This window comes from Kitasatospora sp. NPDC051914, from assembly GCF_040680995.1.
Taxonomy (GTDB): Bacteria; Actinomycetota; Actinomycetes; order Streptomycetales; family Streptomycetaceae; genus Kitasatospora.
This window is the reverse complement of the sequence record NZ_JBFAXX010000036.1, coordinates 17,396-30,390: the sequence shown is the minus strand read 5'-3', so window position 1 is coordinate 30,390 and position 12,995 is coordinate 17,396. Positions and strand designations below refer to the sequence as shown.

Sequence of the window (12,995 nt, the reverse complement as noted above, 5' to 3'; positions counted from 1 at the left end):
TGCACGAATGCCGCCCGCGCGGGCGCACGCGGCGCTAGGGTCGTGAACGGAACGAGGATCGGAAGAGGCGGAGGTCACGGCGGTGGCGGCAGATCAGAACGGCCCGGTCGGACAGGAGCACGGCAACCCGCCGACCGAGGAGACCCTGCGCGAGCGCGACGCCGAGCTGCGTGCCGCCGACGAGGCGGTCGCCCGGCTGTGCCGCAAGTTCGCCGCCGGCGGCACCGAGATCGGCGAGGTGCTGCTCTACTCCGGCCCCGGCGGCATGGGCAAGACCTCCCTGCTGCACCGCGTCCGCCGCCTCGCCAAGCTCCAGCCCGAGTGCACCGTGCTCTTCGCCCGCGGCGGCGAGCGCCAGCGCAACGAGCCGTTCCGCGTCCTGCGCCAGCTGCTCCAGCCCGTCCTCGGCGCCCTCCCCGACGGCGAGAAGGAGGAGGTCTTCGGCAACTGGTACGGCATCGTCGGCCCCGCCATCGGCCTCGTCCCGCCCTCCGACGAGCTCGAGCCGCTCGACCCGCAGGGCGTCCGCGACGGCCTCGACTTCGTCTTCACCCAACTCGCCCCGCGCCGCGCCCCGTTGGTCATGGTCGTCGACGACCTGCACTGGGCCGACCAGGAGTCGCTCAACTGGCTCGCCGCCTTCGCCGTCCGCTCCCGCGAACTGCCCGTGCTCCTCGTCCTCGCCTTCCGCGACGAGTTCGACCACAAGGCCCAGGGGCTGCGCCACCAGATCGAGTCCATCGCCCACCACCGCCACGAACTGCGCCGCCTCACCCCCGACACGGTCGCCGACCTCGTCCGCGCCGACCTCGGCGGCGACGCCGAGGACGCCTTCTGCCGCCAGGTCTGGGCCGTCACCGGCGGCACCCCGTACGAGGTCGTCTCGCTGCTCAGGGAGGTCCGCGACCAGGCCCTGGAGCCCAGCGAGGAGAACGCCCGCAAACTGCACGACCTCGCCGCCGCGGCCCGCGGCGAGACCCTCCAGCACTGGCTCGACAAGCTCGGCCCGACCACCCTGCGGTTCGCCTGGGCCGCCGCGCTGCTCGGCACCGACATCCGGCAGAGCCTCGCCGCCACCATCTCCGCCCAGGGCCCCGAGCAGGCCGAGGAGTCGGTGCGCCAGCTGCGCCGCCAGCGGGTCCTCACCAGCCAGCCCAACGGGCGCCTGGAGTTCGTCCACCCGCTGATCGGCACCTCGATCTACCTCACCATGCCCGCCGGCACCAAGACCGCCATGCACGGCATCGCGGCCGCCGCCATCGAGAACGCGGGCGGATCGATGCTCGCCGCCTCCCGCCACCTGCTGGAGGTGCACTGCGAGGGCGACGACGCGATCGTCCGCAAACTCCGCAAGGCCGCCCAGGAACACCTCGCGATCGGCGCACCCGACGCCGCCAAGCGCTGCCTGGAGCGCGCCCTCAACGAGCCGCCGGACGAGGACGTCCGCGCCGAGGTGATCTACGAGCTCGGCTGCTCCGCCCTGCTCACCGACCCGGCCGCCACCGTCAACCAGCTCAGCCTCGCCCTCGATCCGGAGAGCGGCCTGCGCCCGGAGCTGAGGGTCGACGCCACCTTCCGGCTCTCCGAGGCGCTCGCCCACGCGGGCGAGCTGACCCGCGCCGCCGCGCTCTGCCAGGAGGAGGCCGACCGCACCCCGCCCGGGCCCGACCGGCTGCGGCTGCAGGCCGCCCACTTCATGTGGGCCGCCTTCCGGCGCGACGAGGAGGACGCCCTCGGCCGCTCGCGCCGCCTGCAGGAGCTCTCCGACTCGCTCACCGGCCGGGACAGCGCCGAGCGGGCCCTGCTCGCCATGCGCGCCTGGGACCTCACCCTCCGCGGGGAGTCCGCCGTCGGCGCCGTCGAGCTCGCCGACCGGGCCCTGGTCAACGGCCGGCTGCCGGGGGAACTCGGCTGGACGGCCACCACCTGGGGCTTCGAACTGCCCGCCCTGATCGGCCTCACCCTCACCTACACCGACGAACTCAACCGCGCCGAACGGCTCTTCTCCGACGCCATCATGGAGTTCGAGGTGGCCGGCTGGAGCGGCGCCCACCGCGGCTTCGCCTACTTCCTGATGGGGCTCGTCCGGTTCCGCCGCGGATTCCTGCTGGAGGCCGAGGACTTCCTCCGCCGCGGTCTGCGGATCTCCGAGCGGATCGCCCCCGACCTGCCGCTGCAGTGGGACATCGTCGGCGTCCTCGCCGACACCCTGCTCGCCCGCGGCCGCGTCCAGGAGGCCTGGGAACTCGCCCAGCAGTACCGCTTCGGGCCGCCCTACCACCCCACCGCCATGGTGCTGCCCGACGCACCCACCCTCTACGGCAAGCTGCTGCTGGCCCGCGGCGACCGCGCCGAGGCCGTCGAGGTCCTCACCGAGGCCGGCCGACAGCTCGACGACCGCGGCCGCTACAACACCGTCTGGGCACCCTGGGCGAGCCACCTGGCGCTCGCCGTCGCCCCCGACGACCAGGACGCCTCCCGCAAGCTCGCCCAGGACGCCGTCGAACGCGCCCGGCACTTCGGCTCGGCCTCCGCGATCGGCACCGCCCTGCGCCTGCAGGCCGCCGTCAACGAGGGCCCGGTCGGCGTCGAGCTCCTGGAGGAGGCGGTCGCCGTGCTCGGCCAGTCCCCGGCCGGCCACGAGCACGCCCACGCCCTGATCGACCTCGGCGCCGCCCTGCGCCGCGGCGGCCGCCTGGTCGACGCCGGCGAATACCTCTACCAGGGCATGGAGCTCGCCCAGCAGTGCGGCGCCGACGGCCTGGCCGCCCGCGCCCGGCGCGAGCTCGCCGTCTCCGGGCTGCGCCCCAACCGGCTGCGCACCCTCTCCAAGGACGCCCTCAGCCAGCACGAGTGGGAGGTCGCCGAACTCGCCGTCCGCGGCCTGCCGCCGCAGCGGATCGCCGAGGACCTCGACCTGCCGCTGAGCCTGGTGCACCGCCGGCTGGCCGCCGTGCACCGCAAGGCGGGCACAGGCCCCGAGGGCCTGGCCGCCGCCCTCGGGCTCCCCGACCGGGACACCGACACCGGCGACTGACCCAGGGCTTGTCCGACGATTCGCGTCGCATCGGCGCGCAGCGTCGGGCGCCCGCCCGGGCGTGCCGCCGCATCGGCCTCGTACCGGACGTACTGGGGCGGTGCGGCGGCGCGTCCGGGCGGGATGACCGGCGTTGCGTGCGCGGCGGGAATCGTCGGGCAAGCCCTTGGTCCGCCCGGCCGCCGTGGCCGACAGGGGCACGCAGGGCGCAGCAGCGCCGTGCGGGGCCCCGGTCGGGCTAGGCTGCTCCCGGGGCGACAAGATCGCTCAGAATCGAACAGATGTCGAGGTGAGGCGGACGCGGAGCCGCTTCGGTGAGGAGCACGCCATGGCGGCATCGGCACAGGCCACCGAGGTACGGCGACGGCCCTTCGAGCCCAGCGGCGCCGGCGCCGCGATCGAGCAGTGGACCCTGCGCAACGGACCGCTCGAGGCCACCGTCCTCACGCTCGGCGCCACCCTCCACTCCCTCACCGCGCCCGACCGTTCCGGCACCCCGGGCCAGATCCTGCTCTCCACCGACGAACTGCCGCTGATCCTCGGCGCGGCCCGCCACTACGGCACCACGGTCGGCCGCTACGCCAACCGGATCGCCGACTGCCGGATCACCGTCGACGGCGAGGACCACCCGCTGGCCCCCACCGGCAACGGCGTCACCCTGCACGGCGGCCCGGACGGCTTCGCGCACCGCGTCTGGGACGCCGAGGAGATCCCCGGCGGCGTCCGGCTCCGCCTGCACAGCCCGGACGGCGACCAGGGCTTCCCCGGCGCCCTGGACGTCACCGTCTCCTACACCCTCTCCGCCGACGCCGTGACCATCGACTACCACGCGGTCACCAACAAGCCCACCGTGGTCAACCTGACCAACCACGCCTACTTCAACCTCGCCGGCGAGGGCAACGGCGACGTCCTCGGCCACCTGCTCACCGTCGACGCCGACCACTACACCCCGGTGGACGCCCGGCAGATCCCGCTCGGCCCGTACGAGCCGGTGGCCGGCACCCCGTTCGACTTCACCACCGCCCGGCCGATCGGCAAGGGCATCACCGAGGACCACCCGCAGGTCGTGGCCGCCCGCGGCTACGACCACAACTGGGTGCTGCGCGACCGCCCGGCCGACGGCAGCCCGAGCCGCGCGGCCCTGCTGGAGGACCCGGAGAGCGGCCGCACCCTGGAGGTGCTGACCACCGAGCCCGGCATCCAGGTCTACACCGCCAACGGCTTCCGCGGCGCCGTCACCGGCGCCCGCGGCGTGCCCTACGGCCCCTACTCCGGCGTCGCACTGGAGACCCAGCACCACCCCGACTCGCCGCACCAGCCCGGCTACCCCTCGACCGAGCTGCGCCCGGGGGAGGAGTTCCGCTCGACCACCGTGCTGCGCCTCTCGGCCGCCTGACCGCGGTGGCCGCCTGACAGCCATTGCTGCAAGCGCCGCAACGACGGCCCGTACCGCCCGGAAGCCCCGGCCGGTGCGGGCCGTCGGCGTTCCTGCCGTGAACTGGCAGAACGCGGCGGTGTGCGGCTGCGGTGGGGGTTCGCGGGCCGGCAACTCGGAGGACACGTGGATGTAACGATCCGGGCGAGCTTGCAGAAAGTTGCTGCAAGGGCTTTCAGGTTGCCTTTCGGCGCTGTTACGTTCCTCCCCAAGCCCGACGGCCGCAACGGCGCAGTCGGCACGGGACAGCCATTATGCGCGGTCCTCCACCAATTCGGGCACCCCCACCTTCCTAGGAGTTCTCATGCGGCGTGGCATTGCGGCCTCCGCACTCGTTGCGGCCCTTGCGGTTTCTCTTGCAGCCTGCGGCAGCAGCGGCTCCGGCTCGGACGCCAAGGGCGACGGCGGTCCGGTCACCATCACCTACTGGGACACCTCCAACGCCACCAACGAGGCTCCGACCTACCAGGCGCTCGTCCAGAAGTTCGAGGCCGCCAACCCGAACATCAAGGTCAACTTCGTCAACGTGCCGTTCGACCAGGCGCAGAACAAGCTGCAGACCGCCATGGGCGCCAAGGGCGCGCCGGACGCGTTCCGCGCCGAGGTCGGCTGGACCTCCGCCTTCGCCAAGGCCGGCTTCCTGGAGCCGCTGGACGGCACCCCGGCGCTCCCCGACGCCTCCGCCTTCCAGCCGAGCCTGATCCAGCAGGCCAAGTACGACGGCAAGACCTACGGCGCGCCGCTGGTCACCGACACCCTCGGCCTGCTCTACAACAAGGACCTGTTCGCCAAGGCCGGCATCACCAAGGCCCCCGCGACCTGGGACGAGCTGAAGGCCGACGCCGCGCTGCTCAAGGAGAAGGCCGGCGTGGACGGCTTCTTCATGCGGGCCGGCGACGGCTACTACGCCATGCCGTTCCTGTTCGGCGAGGGCACCGACATGGTGGACGCCAAGAACAAGAAGATCAGCGTCAACTCGCCGGAGGCCGTCAAGGCCGTCGAGACCTACAAGTCGATGTTCACCTCGCCCGGCACCGTCAAGGCCGACGTGACCACCGACTCGTACGCCCACATGATGGACGCCTTCAACACCGGCAAGGTCGCGATGATCATCCAGGGCCCCTGGGAGATCACCAACATCTACAAGGGCGCGGCGTTCAGCAACAAGGCCAACCTGGGCATCGCCCCCGTCCCGGCCGGCTCCACCGGCAAGGCCGGCGCCCCGACCGGCGGCCACAACGTCTCCGTCTACGCCGGCTCCGACGCCGCCCACAAGGCCGCTGCCGAGAAGCTCGCCGCGTTCCTGACCTCGGCCGAGAGCCAGACCACCCTCGCGCTGAAGAACTCCACCCTGCCGACCCGCGGTGACGCCTTCACCGCCGAGGTCAAGGCCAACCTGGGCATCGCGGGCTACCAGGCCATCCTGAGCTCCGCCCAGCCGCGGCCCGAGCTGCCCGAGTACTCCTCGCTGTTCGCCTCGATCGGCACCAACCTCGGCAAGATCGTCCAGGGCCAGGCCGACACCAAGGCCGGCCTCGACGCCACCGCCGTCGACTACGCGAAGCTCCTCCCCGGCTTCGCCAAGTAAGACCCACGGCCGCCCGGCCCACCCCTGGTGGGCCGGGCGGCCGTCGGCCACCCCCGTACGAAGACCCAGTCGCCGACGCGAGGCGGCGGACCTCCCGAAAAGGTGTCAACAATGGCAGTCGCCGTGCAGGGCGCTCCCGGCAAGAGCAGCCGCGGCCGCGAACCGCGTCCGGGCCTCGTGCAGCGCCTCAAGCTCTCGTACAGCAAGTACTGGTACGCCTACGCCATGATCGCGCCGGTCGTGATCGTGCTCAGCGTGCTGGTCGGCTACCCGCTCGTGCGCGGCGTCTACCTGACGCTCACCGACGCCACCAGCCTCAACACCGGCCGCCAGATCGGCGTCAACCACATCCCGGACAGCTTCAAGTTCGTCGGCCTGCACAACTACGCCGACGTGCTGTGGGGTCCGGGCTCGTACGACCGCTTCTGGTCGCACTTCGTGTGGACGATCGCCTGGACGGCCATCTGCGTCCTCCTGCACTACACCATCGGCCTCGCCCTCGCCCTGCTGCTCAACCAGAAGCTCCGCGGCCGCGGCCTCTACCGCATGCTGCTGATCCTGCCCTGGGCCGTGCCGACCTTCGTCACGGTCTTCTCCTGGCGCCTGATGCTCGCCGACGGCGGCGCGATCAACGCCGTCCTCGGCTCCGTCGGCCTGCCCGAGCCCGGCTGGCTCTCCGACCCGTTCGCGCAGAAGGCCGCCGCCATCGCGGTCAACACCTGGGTCGGCGTCCCGTTCATGATGGTCTCCCTGCTCGGCGGCCTGCAGTCCATCCCGGCCGAGCTCTACGAGGCCGCCGAGATGGACGGCGCCTCCCCGTGGCAGCGCTTCCGCTACGTCACCCTGCCGGGCCTGCGCACCGTCAGCAGCACCGTCGTCCTGCTCGGCGTGATCTGGACCTTCAACCAGTTCGCCGTCATCTTCCTGCTGTTCGGCAACGGCGCCCCCGACGCCCAGATCCTGGTCACCTGGGCCTACCGCCTCGGCTTCGGCCAGATGCCCCGCGACTACGCGGTGTCCGCCACCTACGGCGTACTGCTGCTCTCGCTCCTGATCGTCTTCACCAGCTTCTACCGCCGTTGGCTCGCCCGCAACGAGCAGGCGAACGGCTGAGCGCCGCGCGCATCCAGCAGACCAGCGACATCCACGAGGCAGGTACCCGATGACCACCACCACCGAACGACCGGCCGCCCGCTCCTCGGCCGCCCACGCCGCCCGGCCGGCGAAGGTCCGCAGCCGTGAGCAGCGCAGCCCGATCGCCACCGCGCTCAGCCACCTCGCACTGATCACGGCCAGCCTGATCGCGCTCTTCCCCGTCGTCTACATCGCCTACATCTCGCTGGGCCCCGACGACATGGACTACCTGCACCCCGGTGAGATCCTCGGCAAGGCGACCCTGTCGAACTACACCAAGGTGCTCAACGAGACCGACTTCTTCAGCTGGTTCGGCAACTCGGTGATCGTCGCCGGCGGCACCACCGTCGTCGGCGTCATGCTCGCCGCCAGCACCGGCTACGCCGTCTCCCGGATGCGCTTCGCCGGCCACAAGCAGCTGATGTGGACGCTGCTGGTGACCCAGATGTTCCCGATCGCCGTGCTGATCGTGCCGATGTACTACATCCTGTCCAACCTCCAGCTGCTGGACAGCTACCTCGGCCTGATCCTGGTCTACTCGGGCACCACCGTGCCGTACTGCGCCTGGCTGCTCAAGGGCTACTTCGACACCATCCCGGTGGAGATCGACGAGGCCGGCCGGGTCGACGGGCTCTCCCCGTTCGGCACCTTCTGGCGGCTCATCCTGCCGCTGGCCCGCCCGGGCCTGGCCGTCGCCGCCTTCTACTCCTTCCTCACCGCCTGGGCCGAGGTCGCGTTCGCCTCGACCTTCATGCTCAGCTCGGACAAGTACACGCTCGCGGTGGGCCTGCAGTCCTTCATCAGCGAGCACGACCACCAGTGGGGCCTGATGGCCACCACCTCGGTGCTGATCGCGCTGCCCGCCGCGCTGGTGTTCTACCTCGTCCAGCGCCACCTGGTCACCGGCCTGACCGCCGGTGCCGCGAAGTCCTGACCGCCGACGTGGCCGCCCGGGCACGGCGGTCGGTCCGCCGACCGCCGCCGCCCGGCCGAACCCCCACCGAGGCCCACGGGCCGACGTACCGTCAAACACGCTCTGTTCGCCGCGAATCCCCAAGGGATGACTGACCAATGACCCAGAACCTGGCCGGCGCCTCCCGGCCCGCCCCCGTTCCCGCCGCCGAGCCGATCGCAGCGAGTGCGGGCGCGTCCAGAGGCTGGTGGCGGGACGCGGTCATCTATCAGGTGTACCCGCGCAGCTTCGCCGACTCCAACGGCGACGGCATGGGCGACCTGCCGGGCATCCGCAGCCGCCTGCCCTACCTGCGCGACCTCGGCGTCGACGCGGTCTGGCTCTCCCCGTTCTACGCCTCCCCGCAGGCCGACGCCGGCTACGACGTCTCCGACTACCGCGCGGTGGACCCGATGTTCGGCACCCTGCTGGACGCCGACGGCCTGATCCGCGACGCCCACGAGCTCGGCCTGCGGATCATCGTCGACCTCGTCCCCAACCACTCCTCCGACCAGCACGAGTGGTTCCAGCGCGCGCTGCGCGAGGGCCCCGGCTCCCCGCTGCGCGACCGCTACCACTTCCGCCCCGGCAAGGGCGAGAACGGCGAGCTGCCGCCGAACAACTGGGAGTCGATCTTCGGCGGCCCGGCCTGGACCCGCTCCGTCAACCCGGACGGCACCCCCGGCGAGTGGTACCTGCACCTGTTCGCCCCGGAGCAGCCCGACTTCAACTGGGAGAACCGGGCCGTCGCCGACGAGTTCCGCTCGATCCTGCGCTTCTGGCTGGACATGGGCGTCGACGGCTTCCGGATCGACGTCGCGCACGGCATGGTCAAGCAGGCCGGCCTGCCCGACATCGGCGCAGGCGACCAGCTGAAGCTGCTCGGCAACGACGTGATGCCCTTCTTCGACCAGGACGGCGTCCACGAGATCTACCGCGACTGGCGCAAGATCCTCGACGAGTACCCGGGCGAGCGCATCGGCGTCGCCGAGGCCTGGACCCCGACCGTCCAGCGCACCGCCAACTACGTCCGCCCCGACGAGCTGCACCAGGCCTTCAACTTCCAGTACCTGGGCACCTCCTGGGACGCCGCCGAGCTGCGCGAGGTCATCGACGTCTCGCTCGACTCGATGCGCCCGGTCGACGCCCCCACCACCTGGGTGCTCTCCAACCACGACGTCACCCGGCACGCCACCCGCTTCGCCAACGAGCCGGGCCAGGGCACCCAGATCCGCACCGCCGGCGACCGCGAGCTCGGCCTGCGCCGCGCCCGCGCCGCCAGCCTGCTGATGCTGGCGCTGCCCGGCTCCGCCTACGTCTACCAGGGCGAGGAGCTCGGCCTGCCGGACGTCACCGACCTGCCGGACGAGGTCCGCCAGGACCCGTCCTTCTTCCGGGCCTCCGGCCAGGACGGCTTCCGCGACGGCTGCCGGGTGCCGATCCCGTGGTCCGGCACCGAGGCCCCGTACGGCTTCGGCCCCAACGCCGGCGGCCCGAGCTGGCTGCCGCAGCCCGCCGAGTGGGCCGGGCTGAGCGTCGAGGTCCAGACCGGCGACCCGACCTCCACCCTGGAGCTCTACCGCTCCGCGCTGGCCGTCCGCCGCGCGCACCCCGCGCTCGGCGCCGGCACCGAGGTGACCTGGCTGGAGGCGCCCGAGGGCGTGCTGGCCTTCCGCCGGGACAGCGCGCAGGGCTCCTTCGTCTGCACCTCCAACACCACCGGTGCGCCGGTCCGGATCGCGGCTCCCGGACGTATCCTGCTGTCCTCCGCGGACACCGAGGCCGCGGACGGCGAGATTCTGCTGGCAGCGGACAGCACCGTATGGTGGGCGGTCTGAGATGGTTGCAATAGGCTCTGGGATCGTGACTACGGCGCGACTCTCGGACATCGCGGCGCAGGCGGGGGTCAGTGAAGCCACCGTCAGCCGCGTACTCAACGGCAAGGCGGGCGTCTCCGCGACCACCCGCCAGACCGTACTGGCCGCCCTCGACGTACTCGGGTACGAGAGGCCCACCCGGCTGCGGCAGCGCAGCGCGGGTCTGATCGGCCTGATCATCCCGGAGCTCAACAACCCGATCTTCCCGGCGCTCGCGCAGGTGATCGAGCAGGTGCTCAGCCGGCACGGCTACACGCCGGTCCTGTGCACCCAGACCCCCGGTGGCTCCACCGAGGACGAACTCGTGGAGCTGCTGGTGGAGCGGGGGGTGGCCGGCATCGTCTTCGTCTCCGGCCTGCACGCCGACACCACGGCCGACCACGAGCGGTACAACAAGCTGATCGGCCGCCAGGTGCCGTTCGTGATGATCAACGGCTACAGCGAGCGGATCGCCGCGCCGTTCATCTCGCCGGACGACCGGGCAGCGATGTGGATGGCCGTCCAGCACCTGGTCGAGCTCGGACACACGAAGATCGGCCTCGCGATCGGGCAGCGGCGCTTCGTGCCGGTGCTCCGGAAGGTCGAGGGCTTCCGGGCGGCAGTGCAGGAACTCCTCGGGCTGACCGAGGAGGAGGCCGACGGCTGGGTCCACCACACGCTGTTCAGCGTGGAGGGCGGGCACGCCGCGGCCGGTGTGCTGCTCGACAAGGGTTGCACCGCGATCGTCTGCGGCAGCGACATGATGGCGCTCGGCGCGATCCGCGCGGCCCGGCAGCGCGGGCTGTCCGTGCCGCAGGACGTCTCGGTGGTCGGGTTCGACGACTCGCCGCTGATAGCGTTCACCGAGCCGCCGCTGACCACCATCCGTCAGCCGGTGGAGGCCATGGCCACCGCCGCCGTCGACGCCCTCCTCGAGGAGGTCGGCGGAAACCCCGCGCAGCGCGCGGAGTTCATGTTCCAGCCGGAGCTCGTGATGCGCGGCTCCACCGGCGCCAGCGTGCGCTGACCCCCCGCCGAGCCCACCGGGCGGCGGCACACCCGTACGGCCCCGGAGAGCCCTCTCTCCGGGGCCGCAGCCGTCCCTGGGGGTCCCGCGCCCCAGCGATTGTCCCGGTGCCCCTGGTGGTTGCCCGGGGCCGTCAGACGATCCCTCAGCCCTCTTCGACGGTGCGGTGCGGCCGGGCGGTGCGTTCGGCGTCGGCGGCATCGCCGGTGCGGGCCTCGGTGCGCCGGCTGCGGGCCAGGTAGTCGCGGACGACGAGCTCGACCGCGTCCTGCGGGTTGCCCGCTCCGGCGGCCAGCATGACCTCGATCGCCAGATCGGCGTCCAGTGTGACGGTGACCTTCGCTGCCATGGCGACTCCTCAACTCCGGGGGAGCGTCAGCCTATCCGGGCGGGAAAGCGGGAAGCGGGAAAGCGGGCAGGCCGAAGCCCCGGAGCGGCGGAAGGCTGCTCCGGGGCGTCGGTCGGGAGAGGGGCGCCCGGGCCGTGGGACCCAGTCACGGCTTCGGGCGCCTGGCTCCGGCGTACGGGACGCCGGGGCGGGGGTGGATCAGACCCGGCCGGCGAAGTCCGGCGCCCAGTTGGCGATGGTCTGGACGCGCACACCGGCGCGCGGGTTGGCCGCCTCGACGTACTTGCCGTCGCCGATGTACATGGCGACGTGGTGCACGCCCGAGTTGGCGCCGTTGTTGGACCAGAACAGCAGGTCGCCCGGCTGCAGGTTGTCCAGCGAGACGCGGGTCGAGTAGTCGGCCTGGTCGGCGGCGATGCGCGGGACGGAGATGCCCGCGGCGCGCAGCGCGGCCTGGGTGAGGCCGGAGCAGTCCCAGCCGCCGTTGCCGGTGCCGCCGTAGATGTAGGCCTGGCCCACCTTGGAGAGCGCGAAGTTGACCGCGGCGGCCTTGGAGCCGGTGGCCTTCGCGGCCGTGGTGGTGGTGCTCGCCTTGACCGCGGTGGCCGGGGCGGCCTGCGCCCTGGCCGGGGCGGCCTGGGTGGCGCCGGTGCCGAGCGACAGCTTCTGGCCCGGGTAGATGGAGTGCGGACCGTTCTTCAGGACCGACTTGTTGATCTCGTAGAGCTTCTGCCAGCCGCCCTGGACGTGGTTGCGCTCGGCGATGGTCGACAGCCAGTCGCCGGCCCGGACGGTGTAGGTGCCGCCGTGGTTCCAGCGGTTCTGCTGCCAGGACTTCTTGCCCTGCCAGGCCTTGCCGTCCTGGGAGGTGCCGGCGGAGGCGGTGGAGCCGCTGCTCGCGGTGGTGGAGCCGGTGCTCGGCGCGGCCGGGGCGGCCGGCTTGGCGGCCGTGCTGCTGCCGGTCGAGGCGGTGGTGGTGGAGGACGAGCCGCCGGGGTTGATCTCCGGGGCCGGGCCGCCCTTGGTCAGGCCGGCCTTGACCGAGCAGACGGGCCAGGCGCCGGGGCCCTGGACGGCCAGGACCTTCTCGGCGATGGCGATCTGCTGGTCCTTGGTGGCGAGGTCGGCGCGGGCGGCGTAGGCGGTGCCGCCGAAGGAGGACCAGGTGCTGTTGGTGAACTGGAGGCCGCCGTAGAAGCCGTTGCCGGTGTTGATGTGCCAGTTGCCGGTGCTCTCGCACTGGGCGACCTTGTCCCAGGTGGCGACCGAGGCGGCGGAGGCGGTGCCGGCGGCGAGGGACGGGATCGACAGACCGATGCCGACGACGCCGGTGGTGGCGAGAATGCGGCGGCCGCGCTTGGAGTTGATGGACAGCATGAAGGAGCGTTCCTCTCCCACGCCTGCGAGGTGAGCTGTCGGATTCGGGCTGGAGTTGCCCGGCCGCCCGCGCGGAGGCAGCGGTCTTTCCGCTGTTTCCGCGCGCGCGGCTTCACCCCAAGCCGAGGAACGGCGCATGGCCGTTCCCGGGCGACTTACCTGGTTCCCCCGCCCCTGCCGAAGTGCGTTTCGCATTGCCAGTCGGACCGCCGGCAGGACTCGGCGTTCGGGCCAACTGGG

9 protein-coding genes and 1 riboswitch are annotated in these 12,995 nt (G+C 72.2%); of the genes, 7 read left to right on the top strand and 2 right to left on the bottom strand.

Annotated features, from left to right (window positions below):
- Positions 1-82 precede the first annotated feature (82 nt).
- The 7 genes from AB0M03_RS23425 (at position 83) to AB0M03_RS23395 (ending at position 11,029) form a co-directional block, all read left to right on the top strand.
- Positions 83-3,037, top strand: coding sequence for an AAA family ATPase (locus tag AB0M03_RS23425; protein WP_363493881.1), 2,955 nt, complete (start codon positions 83-85; stop codon positions 3,035-3,037).
- 328 nt (positions 3,038-3,365) lie between these two features.
- Positions 3,366-4,433 (top strand): aldose epimerase family protein, encoded by a 1,068-nt coding sequence (locus tag AB0M03_RS23420; RefSeq protein WP_363493879.1) that lies wholly within the window; start codon positions 3,366-3,368, stop codon positions 4,431-4,433.
- 343 nt (positions 4,434-4,776) lie between these two features.
- Positions 4,777-6,060, top strand: coding sequence for an extracellular solute-binding protein (locus AB0M03_RS23415; protein ID WP_363493877.1), 1,284 nt, complete (start codon positions 4,777-4,779; stop codon positions 6,058-6,060).
- Between the two features lie 111 nt (positions 6,061-6,171).
- The gene (locus tag AB0M03_RS23410) at positions 6,172-7,173 is read left to right on the top strand and encodes a sugar ABC transporter permease (RefSeq protein WP_363493875.1); all 1,002 of its coding nucleotides are present in this window, start codon (positions 6,172-6,174) and stop codon (positions 7,171-7,173) included.
- 49 nt (positions 7,174-7,222) lie between these two features.
- Positions 7,223-8,128 (top strand): carbohydrate ABC transporter permease, encoded by a 906-nt coding sequence (locus AB0M03_RS23405; protein ID WP_363493874.1) that lies wholly within the window; start codon positions 7,223-7,225, stop codon positions 8,126-8,128.
- Positions 8,129-8,265: 137 nt separating this feature from the next.
- Complete coding sequence (locus AB0M03_RS23400) at positions 8,266-9,984, top strand: glycoside hydrolase family 13 protein (protein ID WP_363493872.1); 1,719 nt, start codon at positions 8,266-8,268, stop codon at positions 9,982-9,984.
- A gap of 1 nt (position 9,985) precedes the next feature.
- Positions 9,986-11,029, top strand: a complete 1,044-nt coding sequence (locus AB0M03_RS23395; protein WP_363493870.1) for a LacI family DNA-binding transcriptional regulator — start codon at positions 9,986-9,988, stop codon at positions 11,027-11,029.
- 145 nt (positions 11,030-11,174) lie between these two features.
- Here AB0M03_RS23395 and AB0M03_RS23390 read toward each other — a convergent pair whose 3' ends face one another.
- Together AB0M03_RS23390 and AB0M03_RS23385 are read right to left on the bottom strand one after the other, a co-directional pair.
- Positions 11,175-11,378: a hypothetical protein gene (locus tag AB0M03_RS23390; RefSeq protein WP_363493868.1), complete on the bottom strand. Its 204-nt coding sequence runs from the start codon at positions 11,376-11,378 to the stop codon at positions 11,175-11,177.
- A 198-nt stretch (positions 11,379-11,576) separates the two neighbouring features.
- Positions 11,577-12,776, bottom strand: a complete 1,200-nt coding sequence (locus tag AB0M03_RS23385; RefSeq protein WP_363493867.1) for a transglycosylase family protein — start codon at positions 12,774-12,776, stop codon at positions 11,577-11,579.
- Positions 12,761-12,959, bottom strand: a riboswitch (cyclic di-AMP (ydaO/yuaA leader). Its footprint overlaps the gene before it by 16 nt.
- Positions 12,960-12,995: the final 36 nt, after the last annotated feature.

Bases quoted from the DNA above. Each gene is read 5' to 3' on its own strand.
- AB0M03_RS23415 (WP_363493877.1), top strand. From the start codon at position 4,777: ATGCGGCGTGGCATTGCGGCCTCCGCACTCGTTGCGGCCCTTGCGGTT.
- AB0M03_RS23405 (WP_363493874.1), top strand. From the start codon at position 7,223: ATGACCACCACCACCGAACGACCGGCCGCCCGCTCCTCGGCCGCCCAC.
- AB0M03_RS23400 (WP_363493872.1), top strand. From the start codon at position 8,266: ATGACCCAGAACCTGGCCGGCGCCTCCCGGCCCGCCCCCGTTCCCGCC.
- AB0M03_RS23410 (WP_363493875.1), top strand. From the start codon at position 6,172: ATGGCAGTCGCCGTGCAGGGCGCTCCCGGCAAGAGCAGCCGCGGCCGC.
- AB0M03_RS23390 (WP_363493868.1), bottom strand. From the start codon at position 11,378: ATGGCAGCGAAGGTCACCGTCACACTGGACGCCGATCTGGCGATCGAG.
- AB0M03_RS23395 (WP_363493870.1), top strand. From the start codon at position 9,986: ATGGTTGCAATAGGCTCTGGGATCGTGACTACGGCGCGACTCTCGGAC.
- AB0M03_RS23420 (WP_363493879.1), top strand. From the start codon at position 3,366: ATGGCGGCATCGGCACAGGCCACCGAGGTACGGCGACGGCCCTTCGAG.